Consider the following 21777-nt stretch of genomic DNA (forward strand, 5'->3'; position numbering starts at 1 on the left):
ACGTGTCCCCACACGATAGCCGAGGCCCCGTCACGCGGCGTTTTCCGCCAGGATGGAGGTGTACCGCGCGTCGCAGCGCGGACCGACACGACGAAGGGGGCCGAGGTCATGTCCGATTGGCAGACGCCTGGCGGTGGTCAGCAGGGGGCCGGGCAGCAGGGCGCCGGGCAGCAGGGCGCGTGGCAGGGACAGCCGGGAGGCCCGCCCCGCTTCTCCGCGCCGCCGCCGCCCGCCCCGGGGCCGGGTCGACCCCCCGGCGGTCGTGCGCCGTCCGGCTCGCGTCCGGTGATCCCCCTGCGGCCGCTCGGGTTCGGTGACGTGCTCGGCGGCGCCTTCACGGTCTTCCGCCGCAACGCCCGCGTCCTGCTGCTCTGGAGCGTGCTGCTGAGCGGCGTGCTCGGGCTGCTCTCCACCCTCGTCAGCACGTTCGGCCAGCAGGCGCTGCAGTCGCGGATGATGACGGCGTTCGACGGCAGCGGTGGTGGCGACACGATCGTCGCGGGCTCGGTGACGCTGTGGATCCTGCTGACGATCGGCCTGCCGTTCCTGGCGTACCTCGGGCGCGGCTTCCTGGTGGCACCGGTCGCCGCGGACACCGGCCAGCGGGTGCTCGGCCGTCGCGCGACCTTCCGGGGGCTCTGGGCGTTGCTCGCCGGGCGGCGGTGGCCGGTCGTCGGGTGGATGTTCGTGCAGATCGGCGCGGGGCTCGTCGTCGGGATCATCGTCGCGGTGGTGTTCTTCGGGTTCTTCGCGGCGCTCGGTGCCGGGGACGCCGGCGCCGGGTGGTTCGTCCTGGCGGTCTTCGTGATGGTGCTCGGCTTCGGTGTCGTGCTGACGTGGCTCGGCATCCGGTTCGCCTTCACCGTGCCGACCATCGCGCTCGAGGGCCGACCGGTCTTCGCCGCCGCCGCGCAGTCGTGGCGGCTCACCCGCGGGGCGTTCTGGCGGACCTTCGGCATCCTGCTGCTCGTGCAGGTGATGTTCGGCGTCGCGGCCTCGATCGCCACGGCGCCGCTCACCATCGGGGCCGTGCTCGTCGGCGGCGTGTTCGACCCGCTCGGGCAGACCGACGCGTCCTCGGGCATCGGTGCGGGCGCCCTCGTCCTGATCGTCATCGGCAGCCTGCTCGCGATCGCGGTGCAGTGCGTCACCGACGTGCTGAGCGCGGCGGTCGTCACCTTCCTGACCATCGACCGGCGGATCCGGACCGAGGCCCTCGACCAGCGCATCGCGTCGCACCTCGACACCGGGCAGCCGGCCGACCCGTTCGCACCGTCCGCGCCGGTCTCCCGACCGCCGTGGCCGCCGCAGCAGTGGGCCGGGCAGCAGCAGCCGCAGCAGTGGCCCGGACAGCCCCCGCAGGCGTGGCCCGGACAGCAGCAGGCGCAGCAGCCCTGGCCCGGACCGCAGCAACCGTGGCCGCAACAACCGCAACACCCGCAGCAGCAGGGGCAGCACCGCCCGCCGGACGGGACCGCATGACCGCGGTCGACCCCGACGAGGCCCGCCGCCTGCTCGAACGCGAACTCGACCGGCCCGCGTACGACGGCGCCCACGTGACGTGGTGGGACCGCGCGTCACGGACGTTCCTGGACTGGCTCGGGTCCCTCCGCGCCGACGGACTCGACTCCCCCGTCGCGGCCCGCACGGCCCTGGTGATCGCGATCGTGGTGCTCGTCGCCGTCGTCGTGCTCGTCGTCGTGGCCCGCGGGCTCCCCCGACGTCGTGCACGCAGCGGCGCGGACGACGCCGGCGGGGTGTTCGACGACGACGACCTCCGGTCCGCCCGGGAACTGCTCGACGCCGCACAGTCCGCGATCCGCCGGGGCGACTGGTCGGCGGCGGTCCTCGACGGCTTCCGGGCGGCCGCCCGCGGCCTCGGCGAGCGCGACCTGGTCCCGGACGTCCCCGGGGCCACCGCACGCACCATCGCCGCCCGCGCAGCCGTGCCCTTCCCCGCCGAGGCCCCGGCGCTCGACGACGCGGCGACGGCCTTCGACGCCGTCCGCTACCTCGGGCTCGACGCCGACGAGGCCACCGCTCGCCGGGTCCTCGACACCGAGCGTGCCGTGCGCCAGGCTCGTCCGGCCAGGTCCTCCGGGCCGGTGGTACCGGCATGACCGCCAGCACTGCCACCGCCGCCGTGCCGCGCACGGGTGCGCCGTCGCCGGACCAGCCAGAGGGCCGCCGGCTCCGGGTCGGCTTCTGGGTCGCGATCGTGCTCGTCGGGCTCGTGCTCGCCGTGCTCACCGCCGTGGTGCAGGGCGCCGAGGGCCCGGACCGCCGGCCGCTCGACCCCACCTCGACCACCGCGAGCGGATCGGCGGCGCTGGTCCGTGTCCTGGAGCAGCGTGGCACCTCCGTCCGGGTGACCGACCGGGCTGACGGGATCGACGGTGGCACGGTGTTCGTCGACGACTCCGACGGCGTCCTCGACCCAGGCGTCGCCGAGCGCATCGCCCGGACCGCCGAGCACGTGGTCCTGGTGGGCGTCGACTCCACGCCGTTCACGTCGTTCGGCCTCGACGTCACCACGGCCACCGCGCCCGAGGGCGACGACACCGTGTCCACCGCGTCCTGTGTGATCCCGGCCGCGGCGTCGGCTGCGCGGGTGTCCACCGCCGGGTACGGCTACACGGTGGACGACCCCGACGCGGACCGCTGCGCGCCGTCCGGCAGCGGCGACGACCGAGCCTGGGGACTCGTCCGCACGGCGACGCCCGGCGGCGACGTCACCCTCGTCGGCACCACGTCGGCGTTCCGCAACGACACGATCACGACCGCCGGGAACGCCGCGCTCGCCCTCGGGCTGCTCGGCTCGGACGACCGCCTCACCTGGTACACGCCGACCGTCGGCGCCCCCGACGCCGCCCCGACCCTCGGCGAGCTCGCGCCGCCGTGGGTGCCGAGCGGCCTCGCGCTGCTCGCCCTGGTGGCCGTCGCCGCCGCGGTGTGGCGGGGCCGACGTCTCGGGCCGCTCGTCGTCGAACGGATGCCCGTCGTGGTGCGCGCCGCCGAGACCACCGAGGGCCGGGCCCGGATGTACGCGCGCACCCACGACCGCACGCACGCCCTGGACACCCTCCGCGTCGCCGCGGTGCGCCGGATCGGCCGGCTGCTCGGACTCCCCCGGTCCGCGCACGTCGACGACGTCGTCCGCGCAGCGGCCCGCGCCACCGGCATCCCGCACGACCGCGTCGGCGCCGTCCTCGTCGGCGGTCCGACCTCCGACGACCGCGCCCTCGTCGACGGCACGAGGGCACTCGACGACCTCGAACGGGCCGTCCGACGATCCACCTCGGGCGACCGTCCCAGCACCGACCACGACCGACCAGGAGCACGACCGTGACCGACCTGCCAGCTGCCCCCGACCAGCACGTCCCAGCACCGGGCGACCGCGCCCCGCACGACCGGAACCAGCACGACCCCGGGCTCCGCGACGCCTTCGGGCGGGTCCGGGCCGAGGTCGCCAAGGCCGTCGTCGGGCAGGAGGGCGCGGTGTCCGGCATGATCGTCGGACTCCTGGCGCAGGGGCACGTGCTGCTCGAGGGCGTGCCCGGCGTCGCCAAGACCCTGCTCGTCCGCAGCCTGGCCGCCGCGATGTCCCTCGACACGAAGCGGATCCAGTTCACGCCGGACCTGATGCCCGGCGACGTGACCGGTTCGCTCGTGTACGACGCCTCCACCGGCACGTTCCCGTTCCGCGAGGGCCCCGTCTTCACGAACGTGCTGCTCGCCGACGAGGTGAACCGCACACCCCCGAAGACCCAGTCCGCCCTGCTCGAGGCGATGGAGGAACGCCAGGTCAGCGTCGACGGCGACGCCCGGCTGCTGCCCGACCCGTTCTTCGTCGCCGCGACCATGAACCCGATCGAGTTCGAGGGCACCTACACGCTCCCCGAGGCGCAGCTCGACCGCTTCCTGGTGAAGCTGACGCTCGACATCCCGCCGCGCGACGTCGAGTGGCAGGTCCTCCGCCGGCACGCCGACGGCTTCGTGCCGCGGGACGTCCGGTCGGCGGGCATCACCCCCGTGGTCGGCGTCGACGAGGTCCTCGCCGCGCAGCGCGCCGTCCGGGCCGTCGGTGCCCGTGACGACGTGCTGGCGTACATCGTCGACCTCGCCCGCGCCACCCGTCAGGCACCGTCCGTCCGCGTCGGGGTCAGCCCGCGCGGTGCGACGGCCCTGCTCGCCGCCGCGAAGGCCTGGGCGTGGCTCACCGGCTACGACGCCATCACGCCCGACCACGTGCAGGCGATGGCCCTGCCGGTCTGGCGGCACCGGCTCCGGGTGGCCGCCGACGCCGAGCTCGAGGGCGTCGGCGCCGACGGGGTGCTCCAGCAGGTGCTCGAGCAGGTGCGGGTGCCGATCTAGTGGCGGTCTCCGGCCGGTTCGTCGCGCTGCTCGCCGTCGCCATCGTGCCCACCGTGCTGCTCGCCAGCGGGTGGGCCGGCCTGGCGTGGGTCGTCGTCGTGCTGCTCGCCGCGGCCCTCGACGTCCTGCTCGCCGCCGACCTGGCACGCGTGCGGGTCGAACGGCGGATGCCGCGACTGGCCCGTCGGGACAGCACCGCCGACGGCACGCTCGTGCTCGCGAACGACGGCGGGCGGGTGCTCCGGGGCATCGTCCGCGACATGTGGGAGCCCTCGGCCGGACACCGGCCGCGCCGGGTCCGGATGACGGTGCCCGCGGGCGAACGACGGACCGCCCGCATGCGGTTCACCCCGTTCCGCCGCGGTCGACGCCGCACGGCCGGCGTCGCGGTCCGGGCGTTCGGTCCGCTCGGTCTCGCCGCCCGGCAGCGGGTCGTCACGGCGCCGGGCGAACTCGTCGTCACCCCGCCGTTCCGCTCGCGACGGCACCTGCCGTCACGGCTGGCCCGGCTGCGCGAACTCGACGGTGAGACCACCCTGCAGCTCCGCGGCCACGGCACCGAGTTCGACTCGCTGCGCGACTACGTCCGGGGCGATGATGTCCGCTCCATCGACTGGCGAGCGACCGCCCGACGGCAGGACCTCGTGGTCCGCACCTGGCGCCCGGAGCGCGACCGTCGGGTCGTGGTCGTCGTCGACGCCGGACGCGCCGGCGCCGGACGGGTGGCCGACGAACCGCGCCTCGACACCTTCATCGAGTCCGCACTGCTCCTCGGCGCCCTGGCCGCGGCCGCCGGCGACCGGGTCGACCTGGCGGTCCTCGACGACACCGTCCACGACCGTGTGCACGGGGCGACCCGCACCGACGTGGTCCAGCGCTTCGGCGAGGCCCTCGCGATGGCGGAACCCGGACTCGCCGCGACCGACTGGTCCGCCGTGCCGGCGCTCGTCGACTCGATCACGACCTCACGGGCGCTCGTCGTGCTGGCGTCGAGCCTCGACTCGGTCGGTGCCTCCGGCGACCTGCTGGCGGTGCTGCCCCGGCTCACCCGGCGGCACGCCGTCGTGGTGACGAGCATCGAGGACCCGGCGGTGCAGCGGACCGCGCGCGGCGGGGTGGACCCGGCCACGACGATCCGCACCGCGCGGGGCGGACGCGTGCCGGGCCTCCCCACCGGCGCGGAGCGCGACGTGTACCGGCGGGCAGCCGCCGAACGCACCCTGCTCGATGCCGACGGCGTCGCCGACGTCGCACGCCGGAGTGGCGCCGAGGTCGTCCGTGGCGCACCGGAGGACGTCCCACCGCTCGTGGCCGACGCCTACCTGCGCGCGAAGGCGACCGGCCGGCTCTGAGACCGGGCGGACGCTACCCGGCGACCAGCGCGGAGGTGCCGCGCTCGAACTCGTCGAGGTCGCCGCGCTCCCCGGCCCGGTACGCGCGACCGCCGAGCACCCACTGGTACGCCAGGACCGCAGCGAGGGCGATCGTCCCGATGCCGATCTTGACCGGCCACGGCCAGTCCTGACGGGTTACGATGCCCTCGACCAGGCCGGACAGCAGCAGCGTCAGCGTCAGGCCGACCGCGATCGTGATGAGGGCACGGCCGTCCTCGGCGAGGGCCTGCGCGCGGGTCCGGTGCGGCCCCGGAGCGACCCACGACCAGAAGATCATCAGGCCCGCCCCGCCGGCGAGGAAGACCGAGTACAGCTCGAGCTGACCGTGCGGGGCGATGTAGAGGAAGAAGTCGCCCAGGCGGCCCTGCGAGTGCATGATCGCCGCGGAGACCCCGAGCCCGACGGCGTTCTGCATGATCGAGAACGGCACGAAGACGCCCGTGATGCCGAACGCGACCATGGTGGCCGCGATGTAGGCGTTGTTCGTCCACACCTGCGCCGTGAACGCGCCCAGGCCGTGGTCGGAGTAGTAGTCGACGAAGTCCTGCGTGGCGTACTGGCGGAGCGCCTCCGGCGTGCCGAAGGTCGCCGTCGCCCCCGGTGTCGTCGTGATCCAGACGGCCACGATCGCGCCGATCGCGACGGTGGCCAGCGCCACCCAGATCGTCACCCAGCGGATCCGGTACAGCGCCGCGGGCAACTGCCGGGTGAAGAACAGGGCGACCGCGGTGAGCGGGTCGACCGGGGTGCCGGTGAAGCGCAGGCGGGCGCGGTACAGGGTGAGGGACAGCCGGTCGCCGGTCGCGGTGCGGGGTGCGGCGCCGCGGATGCGGGCGAGGTCCGTCGCGGCGGCCTGGTAGCCGGAGACGAGCTGGTCGACGTCGGCACCGGTGGTGTGCCGGGCGCGCGCGAGGCGGTCGAGCTCCTGCCACCGGTCGCGGTGCACCTCGGCGTAGGCGTCCAGGTCCACGTGTTCCCCCTCGTGTCGGCCGACTTCCGACAGAATGATCCCATGTCGAAGCCCCGCACGCCGCGCGACCTCGCCGATGCCCGGTTCTCGCTCGCCCTGGACGAGACCGCCGACGAGCTCGTGGTCGGCGAGGCGGTCGCGCTCGACGTGCAGCCGGCCGGACTCGTCCTGCGGTTGGCGTCGGCGCTCCTCGACGGGGTGTGCCTGCTCGTCCTGTACCTGCTGCTCATGTTCGGGGTGTCCCGGCTGTGGCCGAGCGGCCTCGACGAGGCGTGGGGTGCCGCGCTGAGCATCGCCCTGTTCGTCGCCGTGCTCGTGCTGGTGCCGGCCGCCGTCGAGACGGTGACCCGGGGCCGCAGCGTCGGCCGGTACGCCGTCGGCACGCGGGTCGTCCGGGTCGACGGCGGTGCGATCGGGTTCCGGCACGCGTTCACCCGCGCGCTCGTCGGGCTGTTCGAGCTGTGGATGACGTTCGGGTCGGTGGCACTGCTCGTGGCGTTGTTCGGCAGTCGTCCGCGACGCCTCGGGGACCTGCTCGCCGGCACCGTCGTGCAGCACGAGCGGCTGCCGAAGCAGCGCGACCCCCAGGTGGTGCTGCCACCCGAGCTGACGGCCTGGGCCACGGTCGCGGACGTCTCGGCGCTGCCGCAGCGACTCGAGAACCGGCTCGGCGCGTTCTTCCGCGGGGCCGCCGTGATGCGCCCCGAACTCCGCGAGTCCGCCGCCCGTGCGCTGGCCGCGGACGTCGCACCCTTCGCCCACCCGGTGCCGCCGGTGCCCGCCGAGGTGTTCCTCGCCGGGGTGGTCGTGCTGCGCCGTGGGCGGGACGTGCAGGCGCTGCGCTCCCGCGTCGGGTTGCTCACCGAGGCTGGAGCGTCGGCGTCGGCGCGGCCCCCGGGCTTCCCGCGCTAGCGCGCTGCGCGCGCCCGGCTCCTGCCGAACGACACCTCCCGCACGGAACCAGGTTCCGGACACAACACCGCGACATCACGCGGTGCTGTGTCCGGAACCTGGTTCCGCGGGGCCGCAGCGCGCCGCCGGCCGCCCGACCGGCTCAGTACCGGTAGTGCTCGGGCTTGAAGGGGCCCTCGACCGGCACGCCGATGTACGCCGCCTGCTCCGGGCGCAGCGTCGTCAACTCCACCCCGAGGGCGTCGAGGTGCAAGCGCGCGACCTTCTCGTCCAGGTGCTTCGGCAGCACGTAGACACCGGTCGGGTACTCGTCACGACGGGTGTGCAGCTCGATCTGCGCCAGGACCTGGTTCGTGAACGAGTTGCTCATCACGAACGACGGGTGCCCGGTGGCGTTGCCGAGGTTCATCAGCCGCCCCTCGGACAGCACCAGGATCGAGCGGCCCGTCGGCAGGCGCCACTCGTGCACCTGCGGCTTGATCTCGACCTTCTCCACGCCGGGCAGCGACTCGAGCCCGGCCATGTCGATCTCGTTGTCGAAGTGGCCGACGTTGGCGACGATCGCCAGGTGCTTCAGCCCGAGCATCTCGTCGACGCCCACGACGCCGAGGTTGCCCGTGCACGTGATGACCATGTCGACGGTCTCGATGACGTCGGCCAGACGGGCCACCTGGTAGCCGTCCATCGCGGCCTGCAGCGCGCAGATCGGGTCGACCTCGCTGACGATGACGCGGGCGCCCTGGCCGCGCAGTGCCTCCGCCGCACCCTTGCCGACGTCGCCGTACCCGACCACGAACGCGACCTTGCCGCCCATCAGGACGTCGGTCGCACGGTTCAGACCGTCGGGAAGGGAGTGGCGGATGCCGTACTTGTTGTCGAACTTCGACTTCGTCACGGAGTCGTTCACGTTGATCGCGGGGAACCGCAGCTGTCCGTTGCGCGACAGCTCGTACAGGCGGTGCACGCCCGTGGTGGTCTCCTCGGTGACGCCCTCGATGTCCGCGGCGATGCGGGTCCAGCGGTCGGAGGACGTCTCGAGCGACGCCGCGACGGTGTCGAGCACGATCTTCCACTCGGCACTCGCATCGGCAGCGGCGACCGGGGCAGCACCGGCAGCTTCGGCGTCGGCTCCGGTGTGCACGAGCATGGTGGCGTCACCGCCGTCGTCCAGGATCAGGTTCGGACCGGCCCAGTCGGCTCCGACGGCAGCGGCCTCGGCGGTCCAGTCGAAGATGCGGCTGGTGCACCACCAGTACTCCTCGAGCGTCTCGCCCTTCCACGCGAACACGGGGACGCCGGCTGGTGCGTCCGGCGTGCCGGTCGGGCCGACCGCGATCGCCGCGGCGGCTTCGTCCTGCGTGGAGAAGATGTTGCAGCTCGCCCACCGCACCTGCGCACCGAGGGCGACGAGCGTCTCGATCAGGACGGCCGTCTGCACCGTCATGTGCAGCGACCCGGCGATGCGCGCACCGGCCAGCGGCTGCGACGCACCGAACTCCTCGCGCAGGGCCATCAGGCCCGGCATCTCGTTCTCGGCGAGGCGGATCTGGTGACGGCCCGCCTCGGCGAGCGAGAGGTCGGCGACGCGGTACGGTGCTGCGGTCTGGGCTTCGGTGGGCATGCCCATCAGTCTTCCATGCCGGGAGGCGCGGGTCCCCAGCCGACGTCGGTCACGTTCCACGGGCCTCCCGTCCACCGCCGCTGGTGCGTCGCGGACGCGAGCCGTCAGTCGGTCTCGCGCTGCAGCGGCTCGCGCCGCACCACCTGCCAGCCGCGCGGGACGCGCAGGCCGGCCGCGTGCCGGGCGCAGAGGTCGTAGCCGTGCGGTTCGACCCGCGTGGAGAGCGGCCCGACGACGACCATGGAGTCCCCGTAGTCGTATGTCAGGGTCGCCGAAGCGCTCGCGGCGCACGCGACCTTGCTGCAGATCCTCACGTCCATGTCGTCAGGGAGCCTAGCGGAGCGCGCACGAGCGACCGGAGCGACCGGGAGTGACGACGGCACGCGTACGATGTGGGGATGCGTCGCAAGCCCCGCCTCGTCACTCCGGTCGACCGCGGTCGAGGCCGGTCCCGGCACGGACGCGGCGGGCGGTCGAGCGTGACCGGTCCCGAGCTCGCACCGATCACCACCCGCGCCGAGGCCTTCGACCGCATCGTCGGCGACAGCGCCCACTACCTGATCGGGCTCTGGCCCGACGAGCTGTCGGGCGTGGTGTTCCAGGTGGCCGACATGCCGACCGACGCCACCCTGCCCGACGCGATGCCCCGCTGGCGCATCGACCGCGACACCCGCAGGGTCACCGTGTTCCGGATCCCCGTCGAGCGGGTGAACCGCAGCCCCGAGAAGGACGACGCGGACCGGCGGATCATCATCGAGACGGCCGTGTTCCGCGCCGTCGGCGAGCTGATCGGCAAGGACCCGTGGGACCTGGCGCCGGACCGCTACCGCCACTGGTGACGACGCGGCACCCGGGGGCACCGCACCGACGTCACCGTCAGGGGTAGACGCGGACCGGCGTGGACACCTGGGTGGACGGTCGGACCGGGAAGCCGGCGATGCCGTCGTCCCCGCGGTAGGTCACGCCCACCACGACCCCTTCGGCGCCGGAGATCGAGAGCTGCTTCGCGGTCTGCACGGGCATGGTGGCGGTGGCACCCGACAGCACCCTGATGGTGCGCTTCTCGTCGCCGGAGCGGATCGTGATCGAACGGTCCTCACGCGTCGGGTTCACGAAGTTCATGCGGACGCCCTCCCCCGGTGCCACCGCGGTGATGACCTGGTCACCCAGGGGCTCGGCCGAGGCGAACCAACCGAGGTCACTGTTGCCGTCAGCCGTCGGTGAGGTCGTGCGGGCACCGGCGACGACGGGCTGCGTCGACGTGACGGTGAACGAGTAGCGGCCGTCCGGGAAGTCGTCGAGCGCGACGTCGGTCACGACCCCGGGCTCGGCGGTGGCGTTCACGGTCGTGCCGCCGCCGTCCGCCGTGCTGATGCCGAGCGTGACGCGTGCCGACTCGGTACCGGGGACGAACAGCCGGACGACGGGGGCTGCGTCCGCCGTGTCGTCACCGCGCTGTGCCTCCTGCGCGCCGGCGAGCACGACGCCGGGGATGACCTGCGACCGCGAGGGGGCGGCGCCGCCGGAGACGATGTCGTAGCCACCGGGGGTGAGCGTGCGGACGACGGTCTCCTGCATGTGGGCGACGATCTGCCCGCCCGAGGACGACACGTGCACGACGGTGGATCCCTGGTCGGACACGAAGCCGGACAGCGGGACGACCTTCTGGGTGTTCGGGGCGACGACGATGCCGGTCGTGCCGGGGGCGCTGACCGTGCCGGTGCCGTCGTAGATCGCCAGGTCGACGGTGGCGTTCACGTCGGTCGGGTTCGACAGGGTGACGAGGCTGGTGCGCCCGGTCTCGGTCGAGCCGCCGACGAGCCAGGTCGACTGCGAGGGGTCGTCGCACGACGCCGCGCCGGCTCCGACCAGGTCGCCGCTGGAGACGCTCTGGTAGCTGCTGCCCGCGACCTGCGGTGTCGTGTCGCCCGCGGGGGCGGTGAGCAGGCGCGGGTCGCTGCCGCCGGTGGACGACGGGTCGAGCGAGGTCCGCTCGACGGTCGAACCGGTCGTCGCCGTGGCCACGGTCGCCGACCCGACGGTGCTCGCCTGGGTGGCGTCGTTGCCGGAGTCGTCGGACAGCCGCAGGGCGCTGCCGGCGCAGACGCGCTCGGCGTCGGCGGGCACCGGGGTGACGGTCCGGCCGGCCGGGCGACCCGGTTCGGCCGCGGTGCCGTAAGCGTGCGCGGCCGTGACGGCGCCGGCAGCGACGACGACGGCGATCGCGGTCGCGGTGCCGCGGACGACCCAGCGTCGGACGGAGCGGGTGGTGGTGCTCATTCGTCGCGCTCCTCGTCGAAGGTGGTCGCGGGTTCCTCGGCCTCGATGACGTTCGAGGTGGCGCGGCGACGGCGCGGGGCCGTCGGCACGGCGAGCAGGGCGGCCGCACCGAACACCACGCCGAGCACGACCAGGTACAGGACGTGCGTGGCACGGGCGGCGGCGGACCCGGTGGTGGTCCGGTCGACGTCGCCCTCGTAGTGGAACAGCTGGCCGTTCGTGGTCTCACCGATGCTCGTGAAGAGCGCGTTCTGCCCGATCGCGCCAGCGGCACGGTCGTGCACGGTCTGCGCCTCGGGGTCGTCACCGGCGTCGTCGAGCAGGACGAAGCTGATGCCGAGCTCCTGCAGTGCCGGCCGGGGGTCGTAGCCGCTGCGGCTCGCCAGGTTGCCGGCGAGCGTCGTCAGCCGGGCGCCGGACTCGCTCAACCGCAGGGCGGTGGCGTCGAGGGTCGACTGGTCGTCGAGGGTGGCACCCTGGCCGCGTTCGAGCGCGACCGCGAGCGACCCGTCGTCCTGCGGCACCACGACGAGCGTGCCGACGTCGGGGTTCGCCTGCGCCTCGGCGTTCACGTACGCGCTGAGCACCCGGCCGGTGGTCGGCTGGATGGCGGCGTTGCCGAGGTAGAACGCGGCGAAGGCGGGGGCCACCGCGACACCGGCGAGCACCGTCGCGACGAGTCCCGTGACCGGTGCGGCCTTGGGCAGCACGTCGATCCCGATGCAGGCAGCGACCACGATCGCGAGCCAGTACACCGACAGCCCGCTGCCCGGCCACACGATGGTGGTGGTCGACCCGACGCCGGTGACGGTCACGTGGGTGGCGGCGAACGCGGTGCCGAAGCCCAGCAGTGCGACGACGAGCGCCGAGCCGGCGACGGCCCAGCGGTGTCCGAGCATCGCGCCGATCGCCGCGGCGGCGATCGGGACGGCCAGGACGGCCATCACGATCGGCAGCCACGTGCCGACGGCGGCGAGCCCGGACGTGGCGGGCAGCCACCCGCTCCAGTCCGGCAGCGGCTGACCGATGGCCAGCTGCAGCGCGGACGGCGCACGCGTGGCGGACGGGACGCCGGGGTCCGCGAAGACGGCGAGGACGTTGCCGCGTGCGACCTGGGCGAGGACGAGCGGCAGGAAGAGCACGGCGGTCGGCACCGGGATGAAGGCCCGACGGTGCGCACGGCGCCACCCGACGACGAGCGCGACGAGCCACCCGATCAGCAGGACCGGCAGCAACGACGGCGCCGAGGCCGCCACGACCGCGAACAGCAGCGAGGCACCAGAGGCCCAGGCCCACGAGCGGTGCGCCTCGAGCACGGCGACGAACAGCCACGGCAGAAACAGATGCGCGATGACGGCGCCGAGGTGGCCCGTCGTGACCGCGCCGACGAGCGAGGGCGCGATGGCGTACAGCGCGGCACCGATCACCGGCACCCACTTGCGCGTGGTGACCTTGCGGACCGCGAACCAGGCGCCGAGGGCGGAGACCGGGAACGCGACGAGCATCACGAGCACGACGGACGTCGAGGGCGACCAGAACACGATCGACCCGAGGACCGCCAGCACGGCGGCGAACGGGTCGGACGGACCGGTGAACCCGGTGCCGAGCGAGTGCCAGCCGTACCCGACGTTCTGCCAGAGCTGCCCGACGCTCGTGCTGAGGGGCAGCAGGCCACCGCCGGTCAGCGCCGGTGAGCCGAGCAGGGGGTAGAGCGTGACGACGCTCAGGACGGCCGCGGCCAGCACGACCCAGATCCCGCCGTCGCCGAGGAACGACGCCCGCGCGATCGGGGCGTCCTCGACCCGGGCGAGTTCGACGTCGCGCGAGGTGGTGCGGTGCTCGTGCACCCGACGCCAGCTGACCCGGAGCGGTTCGACGGCGGCCCAGCCGAGCTTCTTCGTGCGGGCGAGGTTCCTGCGCGCCCGACCGGTGCCTCCGCCGAAGGCCACCGCGAACGCCGCGGCGAGCTCGGGGACGACGGCCGCGGGGTGCTTGGCGACGAGGTGGCCGATCGCCCGGCCGAGTGCGAAGGGGACGAGGGTGAGCCAGTGCAGCCAGAGCAGTCCGCCCGGCGCGTAGGTCATCCGGCGGTGCAGCTGCGCCTGCCGGTGCATGCGGACACGGCGGGCCTCGGAGACGCGCTTGCGGCCGAACTCCTCGACCGGACCGGCGGTGGTGACCTTCGCCTCGGGGACCACGGCGACGCGGTGCCCGGCCAGGCGCACCCGGACGCAGAAGTCGAGGGCGGCGTCGACGTCGGGCAGCGCCGGGTCGAAGCCGGCGAGCTCGGTCCACACCGAGCGGCGCACGAGCATGCCGCCGGCGGCGACGCCGAGCACGTCGGTGTGCCGGTCGTGCTGGCCCTGGTCGAGCTCGTCCTGCACGAGACCGATCGATCGGCCGAAGCGCGTCATGCTCTCGCCGAACGCGCGGATGAGCGAGGGGTCGTCGTCGGCGACGAGCTTCGGGCCGGCCACGACCACGGAGGGCGCGATCTCGACGGCGGAGAGCAGGTCGGCGAGTGCGGTCGGCGACGGCGCGTTGTCGTGCCCGAGCAGCCACAGCCACTCGTCGACGGGCTCGTCCACGACGGCGGGCGGGGCCTCGCGCTCCCCGCGGGCGACGGCCTCGCCGAAGGGCCGTCCGGCCGGCAGACGCAGGAGCTCGGCGGACCCGCCGAAGGACAGGCCCGCGGTGGAGCCGTCGGTCGATCCGACGTCGACGACCACCAGGTTCTCGGGGTGGCGGGTCTGGGCCGCGAGTGCGTCCAGGGTCCGGTCGAGGTGGGCCGCTCCGTTGGCGGCGACGAGGATCGCGGTGACTCTGGGCTGCATGACGGGCGTCACTCTACGGTCTGGAGGCACGGCGTCCGCTGCGGACGGCGGCGCGCCGTGAACCTGCGCGGCCGAGCGGTCACGGCGCGCCAGCGCCGTGCGAGGTCGCGCCGAGGAGCCTGCGACGAGGATTCGGGACCGCACGGTGTGCGCCGGGCGCGCACCGTGCCTCCTGGACGGCTACGCGCGCTTGCGCAACTTGCGACGCTCGCGCTCCGACAGGCCGCCCCAGATACCGAAGCGTTCGTCGTTCTCCAGCGCGTACTCGAGGCACTGCGCCCGGACCTCGCACGACGTGCAGATCTTCTTCGCTTCGCGCGTGGAGCCGCCCTTCTCGGGGAAGAACGCCTCCGGGTCGGTCTGTGCGCACAACGAGTCGACCTGCCACGCGAGCGGGTTCTCCTCGTCGTCCGTCTCCGGCCGTCGAACACCCGGGACGCCGAGCGCCACGGGGTCGACGTGCCAGTCCTCCGGAACTCCGGCGTGGAAGTCGGAACCGTTCACCCTGATCACCCCTGACGTCTCGATAACGGGACCACAACGATTGAAGTCGTTGCCTGTAATTACAGCGGTGTCATTCGCCTGAGTCAAGTCGCGGATCATAGAAGGCACTGACCGCTTCGGCGTGTCATGTCCCCCGTCTGGGCGTGTCGCGCCCGGTCTGTCGGGGTTTCGGGGGACAACTGACACGTCCTCAGCCGCTACGAGGCGCTGCGGCGGGCCTCCCACGCACTCGTGACCATCTCGTCCAGGGTGTGGCGCATCGCCCAGTCGAGGTCGCGCGTGGCGGCCTCGCCGGTGGCCACGATGCGCGCCGGGTCGCCGGGGCGGCGGGGCGCAATCTCCGGGTCGAAGGCGATCCCGGTGCCCTTCGCCATGGCGTCCATGATCTGCCGGACGCTCACACCGTCGCCGCTGCCGAGGTTGTACGCCTGTTCGAGCGACTCCCCCGCCTCGAGCTTCTGCGCCGCGACGGCGTGCGAGTGCGCGAGGTCGGCGACGTGGATGTAGTCACGGACGCAGGTGCCGTCCTCGGTGGCGTAGTCGTCGCCGTTGATGCGCGGCGTGCGGCCGGCCAGCAGGGCGTCGAACACGAGCGGGAACAGGTTGTGCGGGCTGGCGTCGTACAGGTCGGGTTCGCCGGAGCCGACGACGTTGAAGTAGCGGAGCGAGGTCGTCGTGAAGCCCGCGGCGACCTCCATGTCGCGCAGCAGCCACTCGCCGATGAGCTTCGACTCGCCGTACGGGGACTCTGGTGCCTTCGGGGTCGACTCCACGACGACGTCGACGTCCGGGGTGCCGTACACCGCGGCGCTCGACGAGAAGACGGCCTTCGTGACGCCGTTCTCGGCCATCGCTCGGAGCAGCGTCGCCATGCCGGTGACGTTCTGCTCGTAGGTGTGCAGCGGACGCTCGACCGAGACGCCGGCGTACTTGAAGCCCGCGACGTGCACCACGCCGGTGACGTCGTGCTCGCGCAGGGTGCGGGCGACCAGCTCGCCGTCCAGGATCGTTCCCTCGACGAACGGCACGTCGTCCGGCACGAACGCGCGGAAGCCGCTCGAGAGGTCGTCGAACGCGACCGTGTCGATGCCGGCCGAGCGCAGTGCTCGGACGACGTGGGACCCGATGTACCCGGCACCGCCGGTGACCAGCCAACTCATGGTCGCCACGCTAGCGGACGGACGGCGCACCCCGGTCGCGGTGTGCGGGACCGCGCCAGCGGGTGCGGCTCCGCGCTACCGGCCGGTCGCGATGAAGACCGTGGACGTCACGCCGTTCGACGAGTCGGCCTCGACCGTGACGTCGCCCTCGTCCGGTGTGATGAAGCAGGACTCGCCCTTGCGGAGCAACGTGGCGGACGTCGCGCCGACGAGCGTCACGACGCCCTCGGTGCAGATCGCGATCGACGGGCCGGCCAGCGGAGCCACCCCGCCGGTGCTCAGGCCGACCGGTCGTCCGTCGCCGTCGACCCGCAGCAGCGCGAACCCGACGTCCTCTGGTGCGAAGCGGTCCACGCCGGGAGCCAGGCGCTCGGGCTCGAGGACCGGTGCCGGGTAGGCCGTGAAGTCGAGCACGTGCAGGAGTTCGGGGACGTCGACGTGCTTCGGCGTCAGTCCCCCGCGCAGCACGTTGTCGGACGGTGCCATCAGCTCGATGCCGAGGCCGTCCAGGTAGGCGTGGATGTTGCCGGCGGGCAGGTACATCGCCTGCCCCGCGGTGAGCGTCACCCGGTGCATGAGCAGGGAGACGACGATGCCGGGGTCGCCCGGCCAGCTCGTCGCCAGGTCGCGGACCGTCGCCGTGTTCGGGGTGAGCAGGTCGTCGTCGAGGGCGACGGCGAGGTCGCTCGCGGCCTGCACGACGGCGAGCGCGGAGTCGTCGGCCGTCTCGAGCCACCGCACGGTGTCCTCGAGGCCGTGCTGCAAGTGCACCTCGAGCGGGCCGAGCCGACCGCTGCCGGCATCGAGCACGCGGACCTCGGCCAGGGTCTCCTCGACCGGCCGGAAGCCGCTCAGGGCCTCGAACCGCTCGCTCAGCGCGACGACGAGCTCGGGCTTCGGGAACGGGTCCTTGTAGTTGCGCGCCGGGTCGTCGATCGCGATGCCCTCGCGCTCCTCGCGCGCGAAGCCGGCCTCGGCCTGCTCCGGCGTCGGGTGCGCCTGCAGCGACAGGGGCGCCGCCGCTGCGAGCACCTTCAGCAGGAACGGCAGGCCGGTGCGGTCGCCGCCCAGGGCGTCCTGCGGCTCGGCGGCGATCCAGTCGAGCAGTGTGTCGGCACCGCCGACCATCGCCGGGTTGACGACCACGCTCGGGCTGCCCGGGTGGGCGCCGAGCCAGAGCTCTGCCTGCGGGGCGCCGGTGACGGTGCGACCGAGGAGCTCCGGGATCGCGGTGACCGAGCCCCAGGCGTAGTCGCGGGGGGTGTTCGTGATGCCGAGGAACATGGGCGAGAGCCTACCGGCGGGATCCGGGGACTCCGGTGGCCCGCTGCCGCCGGTAGCCTGACGTCGTGACGAACACCTGGCCGCTGGCACGCGGGACCGTACCCGAGCGCGAGGCGTTCGCCTTCGGTGCGACCACGATCTTCGTGCTGTTCGCCGGGGACGCCGTCCCGAACACCCTCACCTGGGTCGGAGCAGGCGTCCTGTGGGCGCTCGTCGCCGCCTGGGGCATCACGATCCTGGTCCGGGCGAAGCCGCCGCTCGTGCGCTCCCCCTGGCCGCTCTGGGCCTTCCTGGGGTGGTGCCTGCTGTCCGTCGTCTGGTCGCACTGGTGGTTCGCCACGATCTCGAGCCTGACCGTGCAGGTGATCTGCGCTGCCGTGGCCTTCACGATCGCGTCCACCCTGACCTGGCGCCGGATCCTCGACGCCCTCAGCCTCGCGCTCCGCTGGGTGCTGCTGCTCTCGATCCTGTTCGAGGCCGTCGTCGCGGTGTTCGTGCGGCACCCCATCGCGCCGATCTGGACCGACTACGGCGACGCCGACATCCCGGACGCCTTCTACTTCTCACGCGCCGAGCTCTTCACCGGTGGCCGCATCCAGGGCCTGCCGGGCAACGCGAACCTGCTGGCGATGGTCGCGCTGCTCGTCGCGATCGTCGTCGTGCTGCAGCTCGCCGAGGGTCGGATGCGCCGGCAGCGGGCCACCGGCTGGCTCGTGGTCGCCGTCCTCGGGTTCGTCCTGACCCGCTCCTCCACGGTCATCGCAGCCGCGCTGGTCGTCGCCGTCGTCGCCCTGGTCGCCGTGTGGATGCGCCGGGTCCCGACCGAGCGACGCACCCCGCGCTACCTGCTGCTCGCGGTCGGCGCGGTCGTCGTCGCCGGCGCGGCGTTCGTGCTGCGCGGTCCGGTCTCGGAGCTGCTCGGCAAGGGGTCGGACGCGACCGGCCGCGGCGAGATCTGGGCGAAGGTGCTCGGTCTGATCGACCAGCACGCCGTCGTCGGCTGGGGCTGGATCGGGTACTGGTGGCCCGGCATCCCCACCCTGGCCGACCTGGCGCACCGCAAGGGCGTCACGTACCTGCAGGCGCACGACGCCTACCTCGACGTCTGGATGCAGACCGGCATCATCGGCCTCGTCCTGTTCCTGCTGTACGTCGTCACGACGCTGTCGCGCTCGTGGGCGTGCGCGACCCGGATCGGCTACGACGCCGCACTCCGTCCGCGCACGTTCGACCCGGTGTCGCTCCTGCCGCTGCTCGTCGTCGTCGCGCTGCTCGTGCAGTCCGTCGCGGAGTCGCGGCTGCTCTACCAGGGGAACTGGGTGCTCTTCGCGCTCATCGCCATCAAGACCCGGATCGTCCTGACCGGCGAGGAACCGACGTCGACCGGCGACGGCCCGCGCACCCCGCCCGCGAAGCGCGAGTTCCGCTGGGCCACCACGCGCTGATCGTCAGCGGCCCGCAGTCAGCGGTCCCGCGTCAGCGGAACAGCCACGCGCACGCGACCGGTGACGACCACGGGTTCGACCGTACCCGCACGACCTCGAGCGTCGGGTCGGCGCGACACGCCTCGGCGGCCGCGGGCAGCTGCTCCGCCCACACCGGCCCGTCGCTGCGCCGGGTGTCCGCCGGCGCGACGTGCAGGACGGCCGACGCGACGACGGCGGCGACCACGCACCAGGCGGCCAGCGCCCCGACGAGGCGACCCGTGCCTCCCGTCCGCTGCGCGACACGCGACCACCGGTCGGTGTCCACCAGCGCGGCGGCGGCGACCACCGCGGCGCTGACGAGCAGCAGGCCGGACGCGGCTGCGTACCGCTGCGGCGGGATCGCCGCCATGGCGGCCGTGGGGTTCGCCCACGGCTGCCCGGCACCGTCGTTCGCCAGCAGCGCCGCCCACCACACGGCACCGGACGCGACCGTCAGCGCGACGACCATCCACCGGGAGCGGGCCGGCCCGACGACGACACCGGCGACGAGGACCAGCACCAGTGCGCTGACGGGCACGAGGACCGGCGCCCAGCCGTGCTCGACGACCGTGGAGACCACGACGCCGAGGTGCGGGTCCCACGCGCCGGCGACGGGCCGGAGCAGGAACCCGGCGAGCACGTCGTGGAACGCGGGAGCGCCGGGGGTCAGGTCGCGCGGGTGGGTGAGCGTCGTGACGACCTGCACGACGGCCCCGGCGAGCGCCGCGACCGTGACGGGCAGCGGGAGCAGGCGCGCACGGCGAGACCCGTCGCCCCCAGGACGACGCAGCGGCCACGCGAGCAGGAGCAGCGGCGTGAACAGGATCGTCTGCGGTTCCGTGAGGACCGCGAGTCCGGCGACGACGGCGAGCCCGACGGCTCCCCACCAGGTCCGGCTGCGGTGCGCGAAGACCCACGGCACCAGCACGAGCAGGTACCAGTGCAGGTTGGCGGCGTTCCCGCTGATCTCGTACGGCGCGAGCGGCAGCACGACGGGCACCGCGGCGAGCACGAGGCGGAACGGCCACGGTCGGACCACGTCGCGGGACAGGACGAAGACCAGCGCGCACACGGCCCCGACCACCAGGCAGGACGACAGCGAGACGACCTGGGCGTACCGCGCGGTCGGCAGCGCGTACCCGAGGTCGACCACCATCCGGGGCAGCAGGTGCACGTACCCGGCGTACGGGTGCAGCAGGGTGTCCACGGGGCCGAGGGCGATGCGCTCCCGCAGGAAGACCCCGCCGTCCTCGGCCCAGACGGTGTTCCGGGGCACGGGGCCGAGCCGGTACCAGGCGAGCGCGGCGGCGGCGAAGCCGATGACGACCGCGACCAGCGGCAGGCCGGCGGCCCTCCGCAGGGGGTCCATTGCAGTGAAGCTAGGTCAGCATCGCGCATCGTCGATGACGCCACACCGCGGATCGTCGATACAGCCGTTCCGCGATGCGGGCGACTCGTCACAAGGTCGTACGCCAAGATGGACGCGTGACGGACGGCCGGGTGAGCAGACACGTGCTCGGGCGCCGGTACCTCTCCGCCTGGATCGGCTTCTCGGCCGGTGGACGGTTCAGCCAGGCGCTCGCGACGGTCATCGTGCTGTTCGGGTTCGGGCAGCCGACCGTCCAGGCCCTCGTCGGCAGGTCGGGCACGTGGGCCGTGCTCGTGACGCTGTTCGTGCTCGCCGGGCTGAGCCTGCTCGGGCAGCGGTACCGGATCGAGTGGCACGGCGTGCTGCCCCTGTCGCTGCTGGCGTTCGTCGGGTACTGCGCGTTGAGCGTGCTCTGGAGCGAGTACTCGTGGGTCGCCCTGCGCGGCCTGGTGCAGACGGTGTGCTTCATCGGGCTCGGGCTCTACCTGGCGCTCGGGCGGGACCTGGTGCAGGTGATCCGGGCGTCGGGTGACGCGTTCCGGATCCTGCTCGTCGTCGCCCTCGGCCTCGAGGTCCTGTCCGGACTGGTGCTCGACGTCCCGCTGCCGGCCTTCGGGATCCGCGGCGACATCGCCTACGGCGGCCCGATCCAGGGCATCGGCGGCACCCGCAACTTCATGGGGTTCATCGCCGCGATGGCCCTGGTCACCTTCGTCGTCGAGTTCCTCACCCGCTCGGTCACCATGTGGCGGGCCATCGGCTCCACCGCCCTCGCCGTCATCGCGCTGATGCTCGTGCAGTCCCCCATCACCGGCCTCGCGATGATCGCCCTCGCCGTCACCGCGCTGGCCCTCTGGTCGCTCCGGCACGCACGGCCCGCCACCAGACCGGTGGTCAACGGCGTCCTCGGCGGCGCGGTCCTGCTCACCCTGGTGGTGGCCGTGTTCGCGCGGCACCGGCTGCTCGCGGAGATCGGTGCGGCCGGGGGCACGGCGACGCGCATCGACCTGTGGTCGCAGATCCGCGTCCTGACCGAGCGCTACCCGATCCAGGGCTGGGGGTGGGTCGGGACGTGGCCGACCGAGCCCGTCGTGCCGTACGTCACGCTCATCGACCCGTCCGGCGCGCGGTTCACGTCCGGCCTCAACGCGTTCGTCGACGCGTGGCTGCAGCTCGGGGTGGCCGGCACGATCATCCTGGGGATCGCCGCGCTGCTGGCCTTCGCACGAGCATGGGTCACGGCGACGACGTTCCCCGGGGTGGCCTACGTGTGGCCGGCCGCGGTGCTGGTGCTGCTCGCGGTGACGAGCACGGCGGAGAGCTACCTGCTGCACGGTGCGGGTCTGATGTTCTTCGTGACGGTGCTCGTGATCGCGGCGCGGCGGCGCTCGTGGCGCCGGCACCTGCCGCGGGCGTAGGTGCCGCGGGGGCGCGCAGGCACGGCGTGTGACGCACTTCGTGAGCAGGAATGGTCGAGTCCGCCGCGGCGACCCGACCATTTCTGCTCACGAAGCGCCAGCCACCGCCGCCGCCATGCCTGCTCGTGCGCAGGCCGCCGAGGTTCCGAGACCTCGGAACCTCGGGCGCGCGGGCGTGCGGGGGCAGCGCG

Annotated in this window: 18 protein-coding genes; 9 read left to right on the plus strand and 9 right to left on the minus strand. The window is 73.5% G+C overall.

All coding sequences use genetic code 11. The features are described 5' to 3' along the window. The first annotated feature begins 108 nt into the window (after positions 1-108). The 5 genes from EDF31_RS06480 to EDF31_RS06500 are packed head-to-tail and all read left to right on the plus strand — an operon-like array spanning position 109 to position 5726. Complete coding sequence (locus EDF31_RS06480) at positions 109-1482, plus strand: glycerophosphoryl diester phosphodiesterase membrane domain-containing protein (protein ID WP_131845589.1); 1374 nt, start codon at positions 109-111, stop codon at positions 1480-1482. Then, positions 1479-2120, plus strand: a complete 642-nt coding sequence (locus EDF31_RS06485) for a DUF4129 domain-containing protein (RefSeq protein WP_131845590.1) — start codon at positions 1479-1481, stop codon at positions 2118-2120. The genes EDF31_RS06480 and EDF31_RS06485 overlap by 4 nt, the downstream gene beginning before the upstream one ends. After that, positions 2117-3349 (plus strand): DUF4350 domain-containing protein, encoded by a 1233-nt coding sequence (locus EDF31_RS06490; protein WP_131845591.1) that lies wholly within the window; start codon positions 2117-2119, stop codon positions 3347-3349. Before EDF31_RS06485 ends, EDF31_RS06490 begins: the two co-directional genes overlap by 4 nt. Continuing rightward, the gene (locus EDF31_RS06495) at positions 3346-4374 is read left to right on the plus strand and encodes a MoxR family ATPase (protein WP_131845592.1); all 1029 of its coding nucleotides are present in this window, start codon (positions 3346-3348) and stop codon (positions 4372-4374) included. Before EDF31_RS06490 ends, EDF31_RS06495 begins: the two co-directional genes overlap by 4 nt. Further along, a complete protein-coding gene (locus tag EDF31_RS06500) occupies positions 4374-5726 on the plus strand; it encodes a DUF58 domain-containing protein (protein WP_131845593.1) in 1353 nt (450 codons plus the stop codon). Before EDF31_RS06495 ends, EDF31_RS06500 begins: the two co-directional genes overlap by 1 nt. 13 nt (positions 5727-5739) lie before the next feature. Here the strand turns inward: EDF31_RS06500 and EDF31_RS06505 are convergent, their stop codons facing one another. Continuing rightward, complete coding sequence (locus EDF31_RS06505) at positions 5740-6738, minus strand: stage II sporulation protein M (protein WP_131845594.1); 999 nt, start codon at positions 6736-6738, stop codon at positions 5740-5742. A 42-nt stretch (positions 6739-6780) separates the two neighbouring features. Here EDF31_RS06505 and EDF31_RS06510 point away from each other — a divergent pair, with 42 nt between their 5' ends. Next, on the plus strand, positions 6781-7650 hold the full coding sequence (locus EDF31_RS06510) for an RDD family protein (protein WP_131845595.1): 870 nt from the start codon (positions 6781-6783) through the stop codon (positions 7648-7650). Positions 7651-7792: 142 nt separating this feature from the next. Here EDF31_RS06510 and ahcY read toward each other — a convergent pair whose 3' ends face one another. Beyond that, the gene (ahcY, locus tag EDF31_RS06515) at positions 7793-9271 is read right to left on the minus strand and encodes an adenosylhomocysteinase (RefSeq protein WP_131845596.1); all 1479 of its coding nucleotides are present in this window, start codon (positions 9269-9271) and stop codon (positions 7793-7795) included. Positions 9272-9375: 104 nt separating this feature from the next. Continuing rightward, entirely contained in the window at positions 9376-9591 is a 216-nt protein-coding gene (locus tag EDF31_RS06520) for a DUF3499 family protein (protein WP_111085977.1), read from the minus strand. Positions 9592-9669: 78 nt separating this feature from the next. Here EDF31_RS06520 and EDF31_RS06525 point away from each other — a divergent pair, with 78 nt between their 5' ends. Continuing rightward, positions 9670-10110, plus strand: a complete 441-nt coding sequence (locus EDF31_RS06525) for a metallopeptidase family protein (RefSeq protein ID WP_123938728.1) — start codon at positions 9670-9672, stop codon at positions 10108-10110. 37 nt (positions 10111-10147) lie between these two features. Here EDF31_RS06525 and EDF31_RS06530 read toward each other — a convergent pair whose 3' ends face one another. The 5 genes from EDF31_RS06530 to manA all read right to left on the minus strand — a co-directional run bounded on the left by EDF31_RS06530 (position 10148) and on the right by manA (position 17333). After that, positions 10148-11551, minus strand: coding sequence for a DUF5719 family protein (locus EDF31_RS06530; RefSeq protein ID WP_131845597.1), 1404 nt, complete (start codon positions 11549-11551; stop codon positions 10148-10150). After that, positions 11548-14385 (minus strand): glycosyltransferase family 2 protein, encoded by a 2838-nt coding sequence (locus EDF31_RS06535; RefSeq protein WP_131845598.1) that lies wholly within the window; start codon positions 14383-14385, stop codon positions 11548-11550. The genes EDF31_RS06530 and EDF31_RS06535 overlap by 4 nt, the downstream gene beginning before the upstream one ends. Before the next feature lie 180 nt (positions 14386-14565). Then, on the minus strand, positions 14566-14889 hold the full coding sequence (locus EDF31_RS06540) for a WhiB family transcriptional regulator (protein ID WP_111085981.1): 324 nt from the start codon (positions 14887-14889) through the stop codon (positions 14566-14568). Positions 14890-15086: 197 nt separating this feature from the next. Continuing rightward, positions 15087-16049: a UDP-glucose 4-epimerase GalE gene (gene galE, locus EDF31_RS06545; RefSeq protein ID WP_123292353.1), complete on the minus strand. Its 963-nt coding sequence runs from the start codon at positions 16047-16049 to the stop codon at positions 15087-15089. A gap of 75 nt (positions 16050-16124) precedes the next feature. Continuing rightward, positions 16125-17333 (minus strand): mannose-6-phosphate isomerase, class I, encoded by a 1209-nt coding sequence (gene manA / locus EDF31_RS06550; RefSeq protein WP_131845599.1) that lies wholly within the window; start codon positions 17331-17333, stop codon positions 16125-16127. Positions 17334-17398: 65 nt separating this feature from the next. On the opposite strand from manA, the gene EDF31_RS06555 reads away from it, so the two are divergent. After that, positions 17399-18778 (plus strand): O-antigen ligase family protein, encoded by a 1380-nt coding sequence (locus tag EDF31_RS06555; protein ID WP_131845600.1) that lies wholly within the window; start codon positions 17399-17401, stop codon positions 18776-18778. Between the two features lie 31 nt (positions 18779-18809). Here the strand turns inward: EDF31_RS06555 and EDF31_RS06560 are convergent, their stop codons facing one another. Then, positions 18810-20168, minus strand: a complete 1359-nt coding sequence (locus tag EDF31_RS06560) for a hypothetical protein (protein WP_131845601.1) — start codon at positions 20166-20168, stop codon at positions 18810-18812. 131 nt (positions 20169-20299) lie between these two features. Between EDF31_RS06560 and EDF31_RS06565 the strand changes: the two genes are divergently transcribed. Then, the gene (locus EDF31_RS06565) at positions 20300-21586 is read left to right on the plus strand and encodes an O-antigen ligase family protein (protein ID WP_123938722.1); all 1287 of its coding nucleotides are present in this window, start codon (positions 20300-20302) and stop codon (positions 21584-21586) included. The last annotated feature ends 191 nt before the right edge of the window (positions 21587-21777 follow it).

The organism is Curtobacterium sp. PhB142, assembly GCF_004341255.1.
Classification (GTDB): domain Bacteria; phylum Actinomycetota; class Actinomycetes; order Actinomycetales; family Microbacteriaceae; genus Curtobacterium.

Bases quoted from the DNA above. Each gene is read 5' to 3' on its own strand.
- EDF31_RS06535 (WP_131845598.1), bottom strand. From the start codon at position 14,385: ATGCAGCCCAGAGTCACCGCGATCCTCGTCGCCGCCAACGGAGCGGCC.
- EDF31_RS06525 (WP_123938728.1), top strand. From the start codon at position 9,670: ATGCGTCGCAAGCCCCGCCTCGTCACTCCGGTCGACCGCGGTCGAGGC.
- EDF31_RS06530 (WP_131845597.1), bottom strand. From the start codon at position 11,551: ATGAGCACCACCACCCGCTCCGTCCGACGCTGGGTCGTCCGCGGCACC.
- EDF31_RS06490 (WP_131845591.1), top strand. From the start codon at position 2,117: ATGACCGCCAGCACTGCCACCGCCGCCGTGCCGCGCACGGGTGCGCCG.
- EDF31_RS06485 (WP_131845590.1), top strand. From the start codon at position 1,479: ATGACCGCGGTCGACCCCGACGAGGCCCGCCGCCTGCTCGAACGCGAA.
- manA (WP_131845599.1), bottom strand. From the start codon at position 17,333: ATGTTCCTCGGCATCACGAACACCCCCCGCGACTACGCCTGGGGCTCG.
- galE (WP_123292353.1), bottom strand. From the start codon at position 16,049: ATGAGTTGGCTGGTCACCGGCGGTGCCGGGTACATCGGGTCCCACGTC.
- EDF31_RS06520 (WP_111085977.1), bottom strand. From the start codon at position 9,591: ATGGACGTGAGGATCTGCAGCAAGGTCGCGTGCGCCGCGAGCGCTTCG.
- EDF31_RS06510 (WP_131845595.1), top strand. From the start codon at position 6,781: ATGTCGAAGCCCCGCACGCCGCGCGACCTCGCCGATGCCCGGTTCTCG.
- ahcY (WP_131845596.1), bottom strand. From the start codon at position 9,271: ATGCCCACCGAAGCCCAGACCGCAGCACCGTACCGCGTCGCCGACCTC.
- EDF31_RS06480 (WP_131845589.1), top strand. From the start codon at position 109: ATGTCCGATTGGCAGACGCCTGGCGGTGGTCAGCAGGGGGCCGGGCAG.
- EDF31_RS06560 (WP_131845601.1), bottom strand. From the start codon at position 20,168: ATGGACCCCCTGCGGAGGGCCGCCGGCCTGCCGCTGGTCGCGGTCGTC.